Origin of the sequence: Thermomonas sp. (assembly GCF_025993755.1) — a bacterium.
Classification (GTDB): domain Bacteria; phylum Pseudomonadota; class Gammaproteobacteria; order Xanthomonadales; family Xanthomonadaceae; genus Thermomonas.
In genome coordinates this window covers 47,811-65,832 of record NZ_JAMQHN010000114.1, presented here as the reverse complement: position 1 = coordinate 65,832, position 18,022 = coordinate 47,811, and the positions used below count along the sequence as shown (strand labels likewise).

18 protein-coding genes and 1 pseudogene are annotated in these 18,022 nt (G+C 68.5%); 6 read left to right on the top strand and 13 right to left on the bottom strand.

The features are described from left to right. Positions 1–568, top strand: a pseudogene (locus Q0X16_RS07845) (hypothetical protein); the annotation flags it as partial. Next, the gene (locus Q0X16_RS07840) at positions 565–873 is read left to right on the top strand and encodes a DUF4286 family protein (RefSeq protein ID WP_297832937.1); all 309 of its coding nucleotides are present in this window, start codon (positions 565–567) and stop codon (positions 871–873) included. The pseudogene Q0X16_RS07845 and the gene Q0X16_RS07840, both read left to right, overlap by 4 nt. Positions 874–1,293: 420 nt before the next feature. On the opposite strand, the gene Q0X16_RS07835 is transcribed toward Q0X16_RS07840, so the two are convergent. The 3 genes from Q0X16_RS07835 to Q0X16_RS07825 all read right to left on the bottom strand — a co-directional run bounded on the left by Q0X16_RS07835 (position 1,294) and on the right by Q0X16_RS07825 (position 3,009). Next, the gene (locus Q0X16_RS07835) at positions 1,294–1,491 is read right to left on the bottom strand and encodes a hypothetical protein (RefSeq protein WP_297832940.1); all 198 of its coding nucleotides are present in this window, start codon (positions 1,489–1,491) and stop codon (positions 1,294–1,296) included. Positions 1,492–1,832: 341 nt separating this feature from the next. Beyond that, positions 1,833–2,531 (bottom strand): alpha/beta fold hydrolase, encoded by a 699-nt coding sequence (locus tag Q0X16_RS07830; RefSeq protein WP_297832935.1) that lies wholly within the window; start codon positions 2,529–2,531, stop codon positions 1,833–1,835. 94 nt (positions 2,532–2,625) lie between these two features. Beyond that, the gene (locus Q0X16_RS07825; protein ID WP_297832933.1) at positions 2,626–3,009 is read right to left on the bottom strand and encodes a GtrA family protein; all 384 of its coding nucleotides are present in this window, start codon (positions 3,007–3,009) and stop codon (positions 2,626–2,628) included. A 71-nt stretch (positions 3,010–3,080) separates the two neighbouring features. Between Q0X16_RS07825 and glmU the strand changes: the two genes are divergently transcribed. After that, complete coding sequence (gene glmU / locus Q0X16_RS07820) at positions 3,081–4,451, top strand: bifunctional UDP-N-acetylglucosamine diphosphorylase/glucosamine-1-phosphate N-acetyltransferase GlmU (RefSeq protein ID WP_297832931.1); 1,371 nt, start codon at positions 3,081–3,083, stop codon at positions 4,449–4,451. After that, on the top strand, positions 4,448–4,771 hold the full coding sequence (locus tag Q0X16_RS07815; protein ID WP_297832928.1) for a helix-hairpin-helix domain-containing protein: 324 nt from the start codon (positions 4,448–4,450) through the stop codon (positions 4,769–4,771). The genes glmU and Q0X16_RS07815 overlap by 4 nt, the downstream gene beginning before the upstream one ends. An 18-nt stretch (positions 4,772–4,789) precedes the next feature. Here Q0X16_RS07815 and Q0X16_RS07810 read toward each other — a convergent pair whose 3' ends face one another. The 7 genes from Q0X16_RS07810 to Q0X16_RS07780 are packed head-to-tail and all read right to left on the bottom strand — an operon-like array spanning position 4,790 to position 12,359. Then, positions 4,790–6,100 (bottom strand): ATP-binding protein, encoded by a 1,311-nt coding sequence (locus Q0X16_RS07810; RefSeq protein ID WP_297832926.1) that lies wholly within the window; start codon positions 6,098–6,100, stop codon positions 4,790–4,792. A gap of 1 nt (position 6,101) precedes the next feature. After that, the gene (locus Q0X16_RS07805) at positions 6,102–7,439 is read right to left on the bottom strand and encodes a sigma-54 dependent transcriptional regulator (protein ID WP_297832923.1); all 1,338 of its coding nucleotides are present in this window, start codon (positions 7,437–7,439) and stop codon (positions 6,102–6,104) included. Between the two features lie 33 nt (positions 7,440–7,472). Further along, on the bottom strand, positions 7,473–8,723 hold the full coding sequence (locus Q0X16_RS07800) for an FtsX-like permease family protein (protein WP_297832921.1): 1,251 nt from the start codon (positions 8,721–8,723) through the stop codon (positions 7,473–7,475). Positions 8,724–8,734: 11 nt separating this feature from the next. Next, positions 8,735–10,051 (bottom strand): ABC transporter permease, encoded by a 1,317-nt coding sequence (locus tag Q0X16_RS07795; protein ID WP_297832918.1) that lies wholly within the window; start codon positions 10,049–10,051, stop codon positions 8,735–8,737. Between the two features lie 10 nt (positions 10,052–10,061). Next, positions 10,062–10,787 (bottom strand): ABC transporter ATP-binding protein, encoded by a 726-nt coding sequence (locus Q0X16_RS07790; RefSeq protein ID WP_297832916.1) that lies wholly within the window; start codon positions 10,785–10,787, stop codon positions 10,062–10,064. 48 nt (positions 10,788–10,835) lie between these two features. After that, positions 10,836–11,033 (bottom strand): hypothetical protein, encoded by a 198-nt coding sequence (locus Q0X16_RS07785; protein ID WP_297832913.1) that lies wholly within the window; start codon positions 11,031–11,033, stop codon positions 10,836–10,838. A 12-nt stretch (positions 11,034–11,045) separates the two neighbouring features. After that, on the bottom strand, positions 11,046–12,359 hold the full coding sequence (locus tag Q0X16_RS07780; protein ID WP_297832910.1) for an efflux RND transporter periplasmic adaptor subunit: 1,314 nt from the start codon (positions 12,357–12,359) through the stop codon (positions 11,046–11,048). Between the two features lie 159 nt (positions 12,360–12,518). Between Q0X16_RS07780 and glmS the strand changes: the two genes are divergently transcribed. Continuing rightward, positions 12,519–14,351, top strand: a complete 1,833-nt coding sequence (gene glmS / locus Q0X16_RS07775; RefSeq protein ID WP_297832905.1) for a glutamine--fructose-6-phosphate transaminase (isomerizing) — start codon at positions 12,519–12,521, stop codon at positions 14,349–14,351. Next, complete coding sequence (locus tag Q0X16_RS07770) at positions 14,351–15,670, top strand: thymidine phosphorylase (RefSeq protein WP_297832903.1); 1,320 nt, start codon at positions 14,351–14,353, stop codon at positions 15,668–15,670. Before glmS ends, Q0X16_RS07770 begins: the two co-directional genes overlap by 1 nt. A 6-nt stretch (positions 15,671–15,676) precedes the next feature. Here the strand turns inward: Q0X16_RS07770 and Q0X16_RS07765 are convergent, their stop codons facing one another. The 3 genes from Q0X16_RS07765 to xerD all read right to left on the bottom strand — a co-directional run bounded on the left by Q0X16_RS07765 (position 15,677) and on the right by xerD (position 17,983). Then, positions 15,677–16,099, bottom strand: coding sequence for a cytidine deaminase (locus tag Q0X16_RS07765; protein WP_297832901.1), 423 nt, complete (start codon positions 16,097–16,099; stop codon positions 15,677–15,679). Further along, positions 16,096–16,914 carry a DsbC family protein gene (locus tag Q0X16_RS07760; RefSeq protein ID WP_297832899.1) on the bottom strand — a complete coding sequence of 273 codons (819 nt, stop codon included), beginning with the start codon at positions 16,912–16,914 and terminating at the stop codon, positions 16,096–16,098. The genes Q0X16_RS07765 and Q0X16_RS07760 overlap by 4 nt, the downstream gene beginning before the upstream one ends. Before the next feature lie 115 nt (positions 16,915–17,029). Beyond that, positions 17,030–17,983, bottom strand: a complete 954-nt coding sequence (xerD, locus tag Q0X16_RS07755) for a site-specific tyrosine recombinase XerD (protein ID WP_297832896.1) — start codon at positions 17,981–17,983, stop codon at positions 17,030–17,032. Positions 17,984–18,022 lie beyond the last annotated feature (39 nt).

The following is an 18,022-nucleotide window of genomic DNA, read 5'->3' as shown; positions in this document are numbered from 1 at the left end:
CTCCGCGACGCCTGCGGCCGGTGCCCAGGACCTCCCTGCGCCGCCGCCCGGCGCGGTGCACGTCGACTGGCTGCCCGCGTCGGCCAATGCCTGGCTGGACGGTCGCGTGCGTATCGCCAATGCCAACTTCGCGCGCATGGGGCAGGATCTGGACGCCTTCAAGGATGCTTCCCTGCGCGCGGCGCCCGGCGTTCTGTTCGTGCTGGTGCCGGTGTTCGCGCTGCTGCTCAAGCTGGCCTATGCCTTCCAGCATCGGCTGATGATGGAACACCTGCTGGTGGCGCTGCACAGCCATGCCTTCCTGTGCCTGGATGTGATGCTGGTGTTGCTGGTCAACGCGGCGGGCGAACTGTTCGCGACCAACAGACTGGTGTTCACGCTGAGCGACTGGATCGCCGATCTTCTGCTGCTGTGGGTGCCGGTCTATCTGCTGCTGATGCAAAAGCGCGTGTATGCGCAAGGCTGGCCCATCACCCTGTTGAAGTTCGCCCTGCTTGGGGTCGTCTATCTCATCCTGCTGGGACTGGCGATCGCCAGCGCCAGCCTGATCGGACTGGTGTCGATGTGAGCGCGCTGATCTACGAGGTCAATCTCGATGTCGATGCCGCCGTCGCCGCCGCCTACCGCGCGTGGCTGCAGGAACACGTCGCGCAGATGCTGGCTCTGCCCGGCTTCCTGTCGGCGCAGGTGTACGAAGTGGTCGACCCGCCGTCGCCATCCGGGCGAATTGCCCTGTGCTGCCAGTACCGGTTGCGCGACGCGGACGCATTGCAGGCGTATTTCGACAACCACGCCGCCATCATGCGCGCCGACGGCATCGCCCGGTTCGGCGACCGCTTCAGCGCCGCCCGGCGCGTGTTGCACGACGCCTGAAGGAGGGTGAGCATCCCCGTTTGCAGAGCGAGTTTCGTGGTGACGGCGAACGCCCAGGCGCCGAGCGCTTGGGCGGGAAATCACGACAAGAAAGCATCCGCAGGATGGCGCAAGTGCGGTGGATGAACGGCAAGACGGGGTCTCTCCCACTTCGCCAAGATCGCCAAGCTCACCTATTCCTTGCCGGAACGTGCCGTGCGAAACGCCCTGCGGAACGCGTGCCCCGTCAGTTCGCGAAACGCCGGATAGACCACCGGTGGCGTAGCGTCGTGATCGAGGTTGCCACGTGGCGCTGTGCGCGCAGGACTGCCGCGGGAGATGCAACCCTTGGGAAGGGCGGGCACTTGGCATTCAAGGAGGTTTTCTTTGCGACGATTCTCGGCGATGCGGATATGCCAAATGGCGGTACGACTCGAACGATCAGGATCGTCGTCCGCGCAGCAGGCCGTAGAATCCGAAGAACGCCAAGACTCCACTCACGGGCAGCGTGGTCCGGACCCAGGCGAAGCGGGTCGGCACGGTGGCCTGGTCCGGGACGAACAATCGGCCGTCGAACACGTAGGACGGATGCGGGTACATGCTCCCCACCTGCAGGCTGTTCCATTCGGATGCCGCCATCCGGGTCGGTACCCGACCGACGCCGGGGACGTCCAGATCGATCCAATGGTGGTTTCCGCGCCGGCGCGGCCGCGCGGTCGGGTCTCGACGTACTTTCCCGCCACACGGACTGGGACCGGTTTGGCCTGACCCTGCTCGATTGCCTGGCGCCAGCTGGAATTGCGGGCGATCCCCGCGTCCTGCACCGGGACCATCGCGAACCCTGCGATGGCGAGCAGCGCGGACAAAACCAGACAGGCGATGGGCAGCCAGGGGAATCGGCGCTTCACTGCATCCGCGGACGATCCGGGCGGTGCCATTCCAACTCTCCGGTGACGTCAGCCCAGTCTTGCGCGGAATGGCTAGTGGATCAACTCGTACTGTTTCTGCGCGGTCAGGGTCAGCAGCCCGAAGTGGCCGTAGGGATAGGTGTAGGCGGCGTTCTGGCTCGGGATCGTGGAGGTATGCACGCCGCCGACCGTGCAGATGCCGGTCGCGCAGACGACTTCGTCGATGTTCGACTGGATCGAATACGCGCGGGCTCCCGGTTCCTTCCCGGCCAGCCCATTGAGCAACGGGCTGTTGATGGACAGGCCCTGGGCGCCGCAGGTCGGGGTCCACACGTTCCACGGGTAGGTGCCGCAGGTCCACATCCCGCGGTACGCGCCGGCGATGCCGACGAACGCATCGACGTAGCTCTTCAGGCCAAGCCGCTGGATTTCCCGGGCGGCCAGGGTCACGCCCATGGAGTGCGCGATGACGTCGATCTTGCCGGTGCAAGAGCTGGCAATGGCGTCGATCAGGGCGTTTTCGACCGGCGTCTCCTCGCTGCCGCTGTGGTCGTTGCAGGCCGGACAGGACTTGCTGCCCCAGTCCGGACGGAAGATCTGGGCGTCGGCATAGCCGCGGGCGCGCAGCTCGACGTAGGTGTTGTTGAAATCGGACGGGTGGCCGGCGTTGCCGTGCACCATCACCACGCTGTCCACGCAGGCCGCCCGCGCGTGGCCGCCCAGGGCCAGCGCCGCCGCCGCAAGAATCCAGGCTGCCCAGGTCCGCGCCATGATGTTCCCCTCCCCGGGAGTCATGATCGGCAAGTCCGGCGACGCTAGTCGAAAGTGCCTCTGGCCGCAATCGTACTTTGGTCGAACCCTTGAATCAGGGGCGATAGATCCAGTGCCGCGAGGCAAGAAACCCGAGGCCCGCCGTCACCAGATCGGCCAACGGCTTGAGCAGTTGTGCGGTCCGCAGGCCGGCCAGCTGGGCGGACCAGGCGACCAGCCCGGTATTCAGCGCGGTCAGCAGCAGCCACGCCACGAAGAACCGTGCCAGCGCGCGGGAACCGGGACGCTGGCCCGGGAGGGCGAAGGTCCAGCGTCCGTTGAGCCAGAATCCGAACAGTGCGCCGCAGATGCGGCCAATCACGTTGGCCGGCGCGATCGGCAGCAGCCACTGGCTGAGCGCCAGCACGAGTGCGTACTCCAGCACCCACTGCAGCAGACCGCTGACGGCGTATCGGCTCAGGTGGCGTTTCAGCGTCATCGGCGGCATTGTCGCCGAAGCGCCCGCATCGCCGCGACCGGTAGAATTGGCGGGTCACGCGAGGGATTGCCATGGATCAGCCGCTTCACGTCATCATTCTGGCCGCTGGCGAAGGCAAGCGCATGCGCTCGGCCCTGCCCAAGGTGCTGCAGCGCATTGCCGGACAGCCGATGCTCGCGCATGTACTCGACGCCGCGCGGGCGCTTGCGCCGGCCGGAATCCATCTGGTGTACGGCCACGGTGGCGAGGCGGTGCGCGCCGCCTTTGCCGACCATTTCGGCCTGAAGTGGGCGCATCAGGCGCAGCAGCGCGGAACCGGCCATGCGGTGCTGCAGGCATTGCCGGGCATCCCCGACGGGGCCCGCGTGCTGGTGCTCTACGGCGATGTGCCGCTGGTGACGCCGGAGACTTTGCGCAAGCTGCTCGGCAGCACGCGCAGTCTGGCGGTCCTGGCCGCGGAACTGGACGATCCGACCGGGTACGGACGGATCGTGCGCAATTCCGAAGGGCACGCGGCGGCCATCGTCGAACAGCGCGATGCCGACGAGGAACAGCGCCGGATCCGGCTGGTGAACACCGGCATGATCGTGGCCGATGCGGCATCGCTGCGGCGTTGGCTGTCCGGGGTGCGCCCCGACAACGCCCAGGGCGAAATCTATCTGACCGATGTGTTCGCCGCTGCGGCCCACGAGTTTGCGGCAGCGGAGATCGTCACCATCGCCGATCCGGTCGAAGCCGAAGGCGCCAACGATCCGTGGCAGCTGGCCCAGCTGGAGCGCGCCTATCAGACGCGACAGGCCAGGGCGCTGTGCGCCGCGGGTGCCCGTCTGGCCGATCCGGCGCGGATCGACGTGCGCGGCAGCGTGAGCGTGGGTCGCGACGTCGAGATCGACGTCGACGTGGTGTTCGAAGGGGAAGTGACCCTGGGCGACGGCGTGCGCATCGGGCCGTTCTGCCGGATCCGGGATTCGGTGATTGGCGCGGGCACCGAGGTGCGCGCGCACTGCGACATCGAGGGCGCCAATGTCGACGGCGCGGCGCAGATCGGGCCCTTTGCGCGGCTGCGTCCAGGCACGGTGCTGGCCGACGGGGTGCACATCGGCAATTTCGTCGAAACCAAGAAGACCGTGCTGGGCACGGGCAGCAAGGCCAACCACCTGACCTATCTCGGCGATGCGGTGGTCGGCGCCGGCGTGAACATCGGCGCCGGCACGATCACCTGCAATTACGACGGCGCGAACAAGTTCGTCACCACGATCGAGGATGGCGCCTTCATCGGCTCCAACAGCGCGCTGGTGGCGCCGGTGACGGTGGGCGAAGGCGCCACGATCGGCGCGGGCTCGACCATCAGCAAGGATGCGCCGGCGCATCAGCTCACGGTGGCGCGCGCACGCCAGTTGGCGCTGCCGGGATGGAAGCGCCCGGCGAGGAAATCGTCATGAATCCGGCCAAGGTCCGGCGTGAATCCGTTCGCAGGCTGACCGACCTGCCCAACGTCGGACCGGCGACGGCTGCCGACCTGCGTCTGCTGGGCATCGAGCGACCGGAGCAGCTGGTCGGGCGCGATCCCTGGGCGATGTACGCGCAGCTGTGCCGGAAAACCGGCGTGCGCCACGACCCGTGCGTGATCGACGTGTTCCTGTCGATCGTGGCGTTCATGGACGGCGGTTCGGCCAGACCGTGGTGGGCATTCACCGCGCAGCGCAAGGCCCATGCCGGTGCCGAAGCGCTGGGGCTGTTCAGGGCGGTTCCTGCCCCGTAGCCGATGCCGGGCGGCGGGTCAGCTCGGCAGCACCATCGACACGCAGAGCCCGCCATCCTCCCGGTTGAGCAGGGCGATCCGCCCGCCGTGGGCTTCGGCGATCTCGCGCGCCAGCGCCAGGCCCAGCCCGGTGCCGTGGCGCTTGGTGGAATAAAACGGCAACAGCGCGTTGGCGAGTACCGCATCGTTCATGCCGCTGCCGCGGTCGAGGACTTCGATGCGCCAGCCTTCGTGGATGTGGCGGATTGTCAGGCGAACCGCATCGGGCGGCGAGCCGGATTCATGGGCGTTTTTCAGCAGGTTGATCAAGGCCTGTTCCAGCTGCGCGGCATCGAAGCGGGCGATGCCATCTTCCGGGTGCAGTTCGTCGCTGAATCGCACCTGGGCGTGCAGCTGTGCGATGAATCGCCGCCAGGGCACCGGCTCTGCGTGCGGGGCGGGCAGTTTCGCGAAGCGCGCGTAGTCGCGGATGAACCCTTCCAGATGGCGCGCGCGCTCTTCGATGGTGGCCAGCGCCGAGGGCAGGCGGTCGTATTGGCCGCGCCGCAGCAGTTCGTTGCCGGAGTGTGCCAACGATGCGATCGGCGCCAGCGAGTTGTTGAGTTCGTGGCTGATCACGCGGATCACCTTCTTCCACGTCTGCACTTCCTGCCGGCGCAATTCGGCGGTGAGTTGGCGCAGCAGGATCAATTCATGCACTCGGCCGTTGAGCCGGAAGTTTCGGCGCGACAGATGGTAGATGTCCTCGTCGTCTTCCTTGCCGACGGTGAACATGCCGTCGCCGCCGCGAGCGAAGGCGTCCCGCACGACGGGTTCGGCATTGTCCAGGATCTCGTCGAAGCGATGGCCTTCCAATCGCTTGCCTTCGCCCAGCATCTTGCGTGCGGCCAGGTTGCCCAGCACGATGCGCCGCGCCGGATCCAGCAACACCATCGCCACCGGCGTGTTCTGCACCATCGTGTCCAGCAGCAATTCGCGTTGGACCAGCGCCAGTCGCTGCTCGCGCAGGGCGTCGCCCAGCGCGTTGTGGGCCGCGACCAGATCGCCAAGGTCGCCGCCGCTGTCCCAGTGGATGCCGAAGCTGAAGTCGCCGTCGCGGTAGCTGGCCACGGTGCCGGACAGCGCGCGAAACAGCGAGCGCGTGGGCGCCAGCACGCGCTGGATCAGGGCGATGCACAGGGCGATTCCGGCGCAGGCTGCCAGTGTTGCCGCAAGCCAAGGTGGGAGCCAGCGGCCCAAAAGGAGCGTGCCGACGACGGCCAGTGCGATACCGAGGCAGGCGCAGGCGATCAACTTCGACGCGATCGGAAAGGAGCGCAGCCAGTTCATGTCAGCCCCGCGAGATGCCGAGCCGGTCGAGCCGCCGATACAGCGCCTGCCGCGACATCCCGAGCTCGGCCGCGGCCTGCGCGAGCACGCCGCCGCAGCGTTCCAACGCCGCCTCGATGCATGCGCGGTCGGGTTCGTCGGATGGCGTCAGGGCCGGCTGTGCCGGCATCGGCAGCGCAAGGTCGGCAGGCTCGATCAACTCGCCGTGGGCCAGCAGCGCCGCGCGCTGCATCACGTTGCGCAGTTCGCGGACGTTGCCGGGCCAGGGATGGCGTTGCAGCAGGCGTGTGGCCGCTTCGCCCAGGCGCTTGCCCTCGGGCAGGAAATGCCGCGCCAGCGGCAGGATGTCGCGTGGACGCTGTGCCAGCGGCGGCACGCGCAGCTCGATGCCGTTGAGCCGGTAGAACAGATCTTCGCGAAACCGGCCTTCGGCAATGAGTACGGGAAGGTCGGCATTGGTGGCGCTGACGATGCGCACCTTGACGCTGCGCTCGCGATTGCTGCCCAGTCGTTCGAAACGACCCGTTTCCAGAATCCGCAGCAATTTCACCTGCCCGGCCAGCGGCAGGGTGCCGATCTCGTCCAGGAACAGAGTGCCGCCGTCGGCCGCCTCGAACTTGCCTTCGCGCGGCTTGTTGGCGCCGGTGTAGGCGCCGGCGTCGGCGCCGAACAGTTCCGCTTCGATCAGTTCAGCCGGGATGGCGCCGCAGTTGAGCGCCACGAACGGGCCGGATTTCACCGCGCTGTTGTAGTGCAGGATCTCCGCGTAGCGTTCCTTTCCGGCGCCGTTGGGACCGGTGATCAACACCGGGATGTCGGCGCGCGCCACCTGGCAGGCCAGCGTCAATGCAGCCTCGCTGGCGGGGTCGGCGTAGATCGTGCCGCGCAGGTCGAAGGCGCGCTCCAGTGCGCTGCGACGCTGGCGCTCGCCCTGGGTTGCCTGCGCCAGCTGGTGCCGCGATTCGCCCAGTTCCAGCAGGTTGTTGATGGTGGCCAGCAGCTTCTGGTCGTCCCACGGTTTGGCCAGATAGTCGGCGGCGCCGGCCTTGATCAGCTCCACCGCCGATTCCAGGTGGGTCCACGCGGTCAGCAGGATGACCGGCAGGTCCGGATGCTCCGCGCGAATCTGCCGGAACAGCGCCACGCCTTCCTCGCCCGAGGTGGTGTCGGCGTGGAAGTTCATGTCCTGGATGACCAGATCGATCGGTTCGCGGGCCAGAACGTCCATCCCGGCGCGCGGCGAATCCGCATGCACGCTGCGGATCTCGTGCAGCGACAGCAGCACCTCAAGCGCGGTGGCCACGGCTTCGTTGTCGTCGATGATCAGGACGTTGGGCATGCGGCGATTGTAGGAGCGATTGCAGGGGTGGACTCAGGCCGAGCGGGTGGCGATGGCCGGGGGTACCGAGGCCGCGCGGCGCGCCGGACCGAGGACGGCCAGCTGGCCGAGCAACCACAGGGTCAGGGCGCCGGCGGGCAGGTACTGCAGCGGCAGGCGCGGCAGCGCGTACTTGCTCATCAGGAGCTGGTTGAGGGCAAAGGCCAGCAGCAGGCCGATGGCGATGCCCAGACTGGCGATCAGGAAGTTCTCCAGCTGGAAATAGCGCCGGATCTCGCGGCGGGTGGCGCCCAGCGCGCGGCGGATGCCGATCTGGCGGGTGCGCTGGCCAACCCAGAAACTGGTCAGGCCGACGATGCCGGCGGCGGTGACGGCGAGCAGGATCAGGCAGATCACGCCCATCAGGATGGCCATGCCGACGTCGCCGCGATAGGCCTGCTGGCGGATCCGGGCGAAGGACTTGACGCCGTCGTCATCGATGACGCGCAGCGGATTGACCTTGTACAGCGCCGGAGCCACCGCGCGCAGGACCGCGTCCATCTGGCCGGGCCGGGTGCGGAGGACGTAGCGGCTGAAGGTGGAATTCAGGCGCATGGGGATCAGCGTGGCGTTGTAGGCGAAGCGGTTGGCCCAGCTTCCGGTGGCGGGCACCTGCAGGCGCTCGACGATGCCGATGATGGTGGTCGGGGCGCTGCTGCCGTTCATGTACAGCGGCTTGCCGACCGCATTGCCCTGCGGATAGAGCTGGTTGGCCAGTTCCTGGCTGACGATGGCGATGGGCACGTCACGCTGGTCGCGGAACGCCATGTGGCCGACGTCCGCTGCCGTGAACGCGCGCCCGGCAACCAGCTTCAGTCCCAGCGTGGACAACGACTGGTCGTCGCCGAAGTAGTAGGTGGACGTGATGTTGCCCAGCAGCTTGTCGTCGGGATGCGTGGAGACGCCGCCGTTCCATGAGGAATTCGCCAGCGGCAGCGAGTTGATCGAGGCCACCGATTCGACGCCGGGCAAGGCGCGCAGCGCGGCTAGGTCTTCCTGCAGCATGGCGTCGAGCTTGTCGGCCGCGCCGGGTTCGGCGTCGTTCGGGGCACCGACCCACATCTGGGTGACGGTCAGCAGGTTGTTTTCGTCGAGGCCGGTGGGGCGATTCACGCGCTCCACGCGCTGGCCGATGATGAAAATGGCGTTGCACACGATGGCCAGGGTCAGCGCGATCTGCAGCGCGATCAGGGTGACGCCGGCCTTGTGCTTGCGCAGCGCGGCGATCATGGGATGCACGGTCATGGCATCGTCCTTCAGTTGGATTTGAGCTGCCACGCCGGCTGCACCTGTGCGGCGCGCCAGGTGGGATACAGGCCGGCCAGCACGGTTGCCAGCACCGAAACCAGCAGGGTCAACCCCAGCAGGGGAAGATCGAGGCGCGCCAGCGGTGCGATTTCCGGCGGCATCACCCAGCCCACGCTGGCCACCCCCAGCGCGGTCAGCAGCACGCCCAGCACGCCGCCGGCGACGCCGACGGTGCCGGCCTCGATCAGGAACTGCAGGTAGATCTGCCGCCGCGGCGCGCCCAGCGCACGGCGGATGCCGATTTCACCGCTGCGCCGCAGGAACTTGGCCAGCAGCAGGCCGATGGTGTTCACCAGGCACACCAGCAGCAGCCCCAGCGCCACCAGCAGCGACACCCGGGTGTCGTCGGGGACGACGTGCTGCGCCAGCAGCCAGTCGTGCAGGTTGCGCAGGCGGTTGTTCGGCGACCAGCTGAAGCGTCCGGAAGCGGTCTGGGCATTTGCATAGCTGTCCAGATAGCTGCGGTAGCTTGCAACCGCAGCGGCATCGTCGAGCTGCGCCATGTAGGCGATCCAGATGCATTCGGAATGCTGCAGGCCGGCGAACCCGGTACCGGCGGGCGGGGCGTAGCAATTGGTGTTGCCCTGGTTCTCGATGCCGTTGGCGATTGCGGTGGGAAACGGCAGGAAAATGTCGTCCGGGTCGGTGTCGAAGCCGCCGCTGTTGACCACATCGTAGAAGATCGGCTGCGGATTCCACCGGCCCAGCACGCCGACGATGCGGTAGCTGCGCCCCTCGATGTTGAGATCGCGGCCCACGCTGGCGTCCGTGCCGAACAGTTTCTCGCTCAACCTGCGGCTGATCACGGCCACTTGTGCGCGATTGGCGTCGTCGGCCGCAGCCCAGCCGCCGCCGTGCGCAAACGGCACGTCGAGCATCGGGAAGAATTCGTTGAACACCGCCCGCCCGCGGACGTTGACGGGGTGCCGGGCGGCGTCCGGCGGAACGATCGATGGCGCGATCTGGTAGATCGCCGATTGCAGCCTGGCCTTGTGGTCGCGCATCAGCGCGGTGGCGTCGATGTAGCTCATCGCCGATGGCGGCTCGTGGTCGGAATTGCCGCCGTTGGTGCCCCAGCTGTCGATCTGGGGAACGAACAGCTGCGCCGATTTCCACGGGATCGGATCGCCGGAGACGGCGCGGAAGACCGACCACGCCGTCATCGATGCCGCCACGCCGAACGCGATCGTGAGCACCATCAGTGCGGTGATGGCGCGATTGCGGCGGAAGCTGCGCAAGGCAAGATTGAGGTAATAGCCGAACATCGCGGTGTCCTCAGGCGGTGGCGGGGCTGGCGCTGTCGGCGTGCAGCGAGTGTTGCAGGGCCGAGGCCACGCTCAGGTCGGTCGCCATGCCGTCGACGATGTGCACGTTGCGCTGCGCGCGCGCGGCCAGTTCGGGGTCATGGGTGACCATGACGATCGTGGTGCCTTGTTCGTTGATGTCCTCCAGCAGCTCCATCACGCTGCGCGCCATCTGGCTGTCCAGGTTGCCGGTGGGTTCGTCGGCCAGCAGCAGGCGCGGGCTTCCGGCCAGCGCGCGGGCGATCGCCGCACGTTGTTGCTGGCCGCCGGACAGCTCCGCCGGGTAGTGCTTGATGCGCGAACCCAGGCCCACCATGCCCAGTGCGTCCTCGATCCGCAGCCTGCGTTCGCTGGCGGGCATGCCGCGGTAGCGCAAAGGCACGTCGCAGTTGTCGAACAGGTTGAGGTCCGGGATCAGGTTGAAGCTCTGGAAGATGAAACCGATCTTCTCGTTGCGCAGGCGGCTGCGGGCGTTGTCGTCCAGGCCCTTCACGTCCACGCCGTCGAGCGTGTACTGCCCGCCGGTGAATTCTTCGAGCAGGCCGGCGATGTTGAGGAAGGTGGTCTTTCCCGAGCCGGACGGCCCGGTGACGGCGACGAACTCGCCGTCGGCAACCTGCAGGTCGAGCGCGCGCAGGGCGTGGGTCTCGACCAGTTCGGTGCGGTACACCTTGGTGATCTGGCGCATGTCCAACATGGCGGGGTCCTTGCGGTTTGTGGGGAAAGTTGGGATCGCGGGTCGGGCTCAGGAGATCCGGAATGGACCCGGTGAGCCGACATCGGGAAGGTAGCTATCGGTGCGGCGGGCATGCCGTGATGCGTTGGCGGCACGCACGCGTGGCGCATCGAAGCGGACGACCTGCGACAGTCGCAGCGGCACCGCGTCGGCGAGCTGCTCCGGAGTCCAGCGAAAGCGCGGGGGAAACAGGGGAAACGTGTTCATGGCGTTGCTCCTTCAGTTGCCGGTGATGCGGACCTGGTCCGCGTTGTCGAACTGATCGCTGCCGGAGACCACGATGCGGTCGCCGGCCTTCAGCCCGGAGAGAATTTCGACGCTGGCCATGCTGCTGGCACCGGTGGAGATCGGGCGGCGCACGGCGACATGCCCATCGACGACGTAGGCGAAATGGCCGCCGCCCTGATCGAGGAACGTGCCGCGCTCCACCATCAGCACGTTGCGACGGGTGTCCATCACGATGCGCACGGTCAGGCGCTGGTTCTGGCGCAGACCGGGCGGCTGCTTGCCTTGGGCGAAACGCACGCGGGCCGTCACCTCGCCGTTCACGACTTCCGGCGACACCGCGGCGATCTCGCCGGCGTATTGCGCGTTGTTGGCGGAGATCTGCGCCGGCATGCCGAGGCCGAGATCTCGAGCGAAGCTTTCCGGCACCTTGATTTCGACCTCGAACTTGCCCAGGTCCACGACGCTGAGCACCGGGCCGTTGGCGGCGACACTGGTGCCCTGCGGGACCTGGACCTGACCGACCTGGCCGTCGAACGGGGCGCGCAGCGTCAATGCCTCGACCTGGCGCCGCGCTTCCTCGACCACCGCGCGCTGGCGTTGCGCTTGCAGCATCTTGTTGCGCGCATCGAGCCCGGCGCCGGCACTCTGCAGGCGGGCATCGCGGCGGGCGGCCGCCAGCCCGATGTCGGCCTTCTTCAGCTGGTCCTGCGCGCGCGCCAGATCGTTCTGGGCCACGGCACCGCCCGCGTACGCGCGCTGATAGCGTTCGAGGTCGCGCTGGGCGGCGGTGCGGTCGATCTGCGCCTGGTCCAGTGCGCGCTGGGCATTGGAGCGCGCGATCTGCGCGTCCAGCTGGGCGCGGCCGGCCTCGGCTTCGAGGCTGGCGAGGGTGGATTCTTCCTGCACCAATCGGCTGCGCAGTTCCGGGCTGTCGATCACCGCCAGCGCCTGGCCCTGTTTCACCGCGTCGCCCGCGACCACGTTCAGGGTGACGATGCCGGGTGCGATCGCGTACAGCGTCGGGCTGTTGGACGCGATCACGCGCCCTTCGGCGCTGAGATCGCGCACCAGGTCGCCGCGGGTGACGGTGGCGATGCGCAGCTGGGCACTGTCGTAGGAGTGCTGGCCCGACAGCCAGCCACTGGCGACCCAGCCGGCCAATGCCAGTACGCCGATTGCGGCCGCGCCCGGAAGCAGCCAGCGCCGCGCCCGGTGGCGCGGGGTGGTCAGCCGCTGGTCCTGCGCGGCGGTGTCGCGGATGCCGTGGCCGGGTTCGCGCTTCGGAGGAAGGGGCGTCGTGTCCATGCCTTGACAAAAGCAAGTCGCGTGCCAATCTCAAGTCATTGAAATATCGAAATATTATTTTCAATGCGCCTGTCCGGTCGCGGTGTGCATGCGGACACCCGGACGCTGCGAACATGGCACCGGCTACACTTGCCGCCTGCGTTTTCAAGCGGAGTTCGCATGTGCGGAATCGTCGGAGCCATCGCCCAGCGTGACGTGGTGCCGCTGCTGGTCGATGGCTTGAAGCGGCTGGAATACCGGGGCTACGACTCGGCCGGAATCGCCGTGGTGGAAAGCGACGGCGTCCGCCGCGTGCGCCGCACCGGAAGGGTGGCGGAAATGGAGGCCGCGGCGCGGGCCGAGGATTTCCACGCCCGGCTCGGCATAGGCCACACCCGCTGGGCCACCCACGGCGGCGTCACCGAGTGCAACGCGCATCCGCACATCAGCCACGGCGAACTGGCGCTGGTGCACAACGGCATCATCGAGAACCACGAGGCGCAGCGGCAGCGGCTGCAGGCGCTGGGCTACGTGTTCGAGTCGCAGACCGACACCGAAGTCGTCGCCCACCTGATCCACCACCATCGCGCGCAGGGCAGAACCCTGCTGGAAGCGCTGCAGGCGGCGGTGAAGGAACTGCACGGCGCCTACGCGCTGGCGGTGATCGACAAGCGCGACCCCGACACGCTGGTGGCGGCGCGGGTCGGCTGCCCGCTGCTGGTCGGGCTGGGCGAGGACGAGAACTTCGTCGCCTCGGACGTCTCGGCGATCGTCTCGGCCACCCGCCGGGTGATCTTCCTCGAAGAAGGCGATACCGCCGAGCTGACCCGCAAGGCGGTGCGCGTGTTCAATGCCGACGGCGTGCCGGTGGAACGCGAAGTCCACCTCTCCGACGTCTCGCTGGCCTCGCTGGAGCTCGGCCCCTACAGCCACTTCATGCAGAAGGAGATCCACGAGCAGCCGCGCGCGATTGCCGACACGCTGGAAGGCATCGCGGCTGTCGACGGATTCGACCCGGCGTTGTTTGGCGCCGATGCCGCGGCGCTGCTGGCGGATAGCGACTCGGTGCAGATCCTTGCCTGCGGCACCAGCTACTACGCCGGCCTGATCGCACGCTACTGGATCGAGGAACTGGCCGGCATCCCCTGCGCCGTCGATATCGCCAGCGAGTTCCGCTACCGCAAGGTGGTGGCCGATCCGCGCCAGCTGATTGTCACCATCTCGCAGTCGGGCGAAACGCTGGACACGATGGAGGCCCTCAAGTACGCCAAATCGCTGGGGCAGGAACGGACACTGTCGATCTGCAACGTGCCGGAAAGCGCGATTCCGCGGGCCAGCCGGCTGGTGTTCCACACCCGCGCCGGGGCCGAGATCGGGGTGGCCTCGACCAAGGCGTTCACCACCCAGCTGGTGGCGCTGTTCGCGCTCGCCGGTGTGCTTGCGCGGCTGCGCGGGCGACTGGACGCGGGCCGGGAAGCGGCGCTGATCGACGAGCTGCGCCATCTTCCCGGCAGCGTGCAGCACGCGCTCAATCTGGAGCCGCAGATCGCGGCCTGGGCGGGCAGCTTCGCCCCGCGCCAGCACGCGCTGTTCCTCGGCCGCGGCGTGCACTACCCGATTGCGCTGGAAGGTGCGCTCAAGCTCAAGGAAATCTCCTACATCCACGCCGAAGGTTATCCGGCCGGCGAGCTCAAGCACGGTCCGCTGGCGCTGGTGGATGCGGCGATGCCGGTGGTCGTCATCGCCCCGGACGATGCCCTGCTGGAAAAGGTGAAGTCCAACATCCAGGAAGTGCGCGCGCGCGGCGGCCAGATGTTCGTGTTCACCGACGCCGACAGCCGCTTCGGCGATTCCGAAGGCGTGCACGTGATCCGCACCCCGCGCCACGGCGGCATGCTCTCGCCGATCGTGCACGCGATCCCGGTCCAGCTGCTGGCCTACCACGTCGCGCTGGCGCGCGGCACCGACGTCGACAAGCCGCGCAACCTGGCCAAATCGGTGACGGTGGAATAGTGGCGAACTGGCCCGCCACCGCGCTGCTGCGCGCCAAGCGCGAAGGCGGGCGGCTGTCCGCCGGGCAACTGCACGAAATTGCGCAGGGCATCGGCAGCGGGCGCTGGAGCGAAGGGCAGGTGGGCGCGTTCGCGATGGCGGTGGCGCTGCATGGAATGGACGCGCAGGAATGCGGTGATTTCACCCTGGCATTGCGCGACTCCGGCCGCAGCCTCGATTGGAGCGATCTGCCCGGTCCGGCGCTGGACAAGCATTCGACCGGCGGGGTCGGCGATGGCGTGAGCCTCGCGCTGGCGCCGCTGGTGGCCGCCTGCGGCGGCTATGTGCCGATGCTGTCCGGGCGCGGACTGGGGCACACCGGCGGCACCCTCGACAAGCTGGAGAGCCTTCCCGGCTACGACGCCTACCCGACGCCCGAGCGCATGCGCCGGGTGGTCGCCGACGTGGGCTGCGCGATCATTGGCCAGACCGACGACCTGGCGCCGGCCGACCGTCGTCTCTATGCCGTGCGCGACGTCACGGCCACGGTCGATGTGCAGGCGCTGATCGTGGCGTCGATCCTGTCGAAGAAGCTCGCCGGCGGCGCGCAGGCGCTGGTGCTCGACATCAAGGTCGGCAACGGCGCGCAGACGCCGGACCCCGCCGATGCGCGCGCGCTCGCCACGGCGATGCGGGCGGTGGCCAACGCCAGCGGGCTGCGGCTGTCGGCGCTGCTGTCGGACATGGGGCAGGTGCTCGGGCGCGAAGCCGGCAATGCGCTGGAGGTGCGCGCAAACATCGGCCTGCTGGTCGGCGCCCCGGTCTGCCCGCGCCTGCGCGCGCTGGTGCTGGCGGAGTCGGCGCGGATGCTGGTGCTGGGCGGCCTGGCCGCGGACGATGCCGACGCGCACGGGAAGCTGGAGCGCGCGCTTTCCAGCGGCGCGGCGGCCGAGCGCTTCGAGCGCATGGTGGCCGAGCTTGGCGGCCCGTCCGATCTTCTGGACGATCCGGCCTGGCACCTGCCGCAGGCGCCCGAGCAGGTGGCGGTTGCGTCGTTGCGGGAAGGGTTCGTGCAGGCCGTCGACGTGCGCGGGCTGGGCGAGTGCGTGATCGATCTGGGTGGCGGCAGGCGTCGCCCGGACGAAAGAATCGACCACGCCGTGGGTCTGGCGCAGGTCGCCGAGCGCGGGCAACGCATTGCCGCTGGGGAACCATTGGCCGTGATCCACGCGCGCACCCCGTCCGCTGCCGAGCGCGCGGCCGAGCAGGTGCGGGCGGCGTTCACCCTGGGCGTAGCGCCGCCGGCATCCGTGCCGCTGTACGAATGGCTGGATGGCTGACCCGGTTTATTGCCGGGGGAACGCGAACCGGTAGGGCAGCAGTGCGTCGGCGCTGACATCGAGCCACGCGCCGTCCGGCTGGCGGAAACCCACGCGCGCTTCCGGCCCGAATTCCACCAGCGCCTGCCGGCAGGCGCCGCAGGGCGTGATCGGCAGTTCGCTGCCGTCCTGCGCAAACGCGGCAACCGCGATGGCGGCAAGCCGGAATGCGCTGCCTTCGGCCTGTACCGCGGCCGCGATCGCCGCGCGTTCGGCGCAGCCGCCGATCGAAAACGAGGCGTTTTCGACGTTGCAGCCGGTGTACACCGTGCCGCTGGTCGAACGCAGCGCCGCGCCCACGCGCAGTTGCGAGTAGGGCGCGTAGGCCTGTCGGGCCACGTCGATCGCCCGCGCGTGCAGCGCGTCCATGGCGGCGGGGTCCGTGGTCATCCGGCCGCGGCTTCGCCCTGGACGGCCTGCAGCCGCCGCAACAGATCCTGCGGCGAGGAGTAGCCGCCCAGCAGCTTGCCGTCGGCGGTCAGGATCATCGGCGTGCCCTCCAGACCCATCCGCTGGCCGGCCCGGTACTGCATGTCCACCGGCGTGCGGGCACAGGCGGTCATCGGCACCGGACGGTCGTTCTTGGCGTCGGTCAACGCCTGCTGCCGGTTCGGTGCGCACCAGACCGCCACCATCTTGCGGTAGTCGTCGCTGCCCAGCCCGGCGCGCGGGAAGGCGAGGTATTCCACGCGGATCCCCAGCGCGGTGTACTTGGCGATGTCGGAATGGAACTTGCGGCAGAACCCGCATTCGATGTCGGTCAGCACCACCACGGTGTAGCGTGCGGGGCCGTTGGGCGCGAACACGATCCGGTCCGACTGCGGCAAGGTGGCGAGGATCGATTTGCGCACCCCGGCCATTGCCGCCTCGCTCAGGTTCGAGCGATTGGACAGATCCAGCAGGCCGCCGGAGAACATGTACTTGCCGTCGTCGCTGACGTAGACCACCTGTCCGGCGGCGATCACTTCGCGGAAGCCCGGCAGCGGCGCAGGGCCGATCCGCTCGACGACGATCCGCGGATCCAGCTTGCGCAGCGCTTCCCGGGCGCGGGCCTCGGGCGTGCCCGCCGCATAGGCGGTTTCGCCCGGCGTTGCCGCGGCTTCGGCCACGGGCGCGGTGCCGGCGGTGGGCGCTGCGGCCGGTTGGGCGCAGGCCGACAGGCTGGTGCTGAGCAGGATCAGGAGGGTCAGGACGAACTGCTTCATCGAAACTCCGCGGGCAAAGCCGGCTGCCGGGCTTGTGCCCGAGAATAAAGGTTCGGCATTTTCCCACGTTCCGCAGGCGTCCGCGTGACGGTCGTCGCGCAATGCGGCGGTGCGTTCAGGCGCGGGGATGGTGCAGGGCGTGCAGGTTGCGCAGGCGGTCGCGGGCGACCAGGGTGTAGATCTGGGTGGTCGAAAGCGATTCGTGCCCCAGCAGCATCTGCAGCGAACGCAGATCGGCGCCGTGGTTGAGCAGATGGGTCGCGAAACTGTGGCGCAGCCCATGCGGGCTGATCCGCGCCGGTTCGATCCCGGCGGCGGCCGCGTAGCGCTTGACCAGCGTCCAGAAGGCCTGCCGGCTGAGCGCGCCGCCGCCCGGCGCGACGAACAGCGCGCCGACGTCCGGGCTGCTTCCGATCAGCGGCGGTCGGGCTTCGTGCAGATAGCGCTCCAGCCAATGCCGCGACTCGTCGCCCAGCGGCACCAGCCGCTCCTTCCCGCCCTTGCCGGTGACACGCAGCGCACCCTGGCGCAGGTTGAGCGCGGTGGCGGGCAGGTTGACCAGTTCGCTGACCCGCAGTCCGGCCGCGTACATCAGTTCGAGCATGGTGCGGTCGCGCTGACCGAGCGGATCGGCGCAGTCGGGGGCTTCCAGCAGCGCGGCCACCTGCGCCTCGGACAGCGCCCTGGGCAGCAGCCGCGGCAGCTTCGGGGCCTGCAGAAGCGCCGCCGGATCGTCGCTGCGCAGACCGGTGCGCACCGTTCGGCCGTAGAACGCATGCAGGCTGGCCAGCAGGCGTGCGCCGCTGCGCGGGCTGTAGCCGGCGCGGGCGCGCAGGGCGAGGTATTCGAACAGATCCTCGCGTCCGGCCGCGGCCAGCGCCCGTCCGCGCGCCTGACGCAGCCAGCGCGCAAGCTGCTCCAGATCGGTGCGATAGGCCGTCAGCGTGGCCTTGGCCAGACCGCGTTCGGCCCAGAGCGCATCCAGAAACCGCTCGATCGCGTCGGCGTCTGCCGGCTCCAGTGGTGGCAGATCGGTAAACAGGCGGCGGCGCTCGGCAACGGTGGACATACAGCAAGAATAGAGCACCCCTTGCCGCCCTACGTGAGG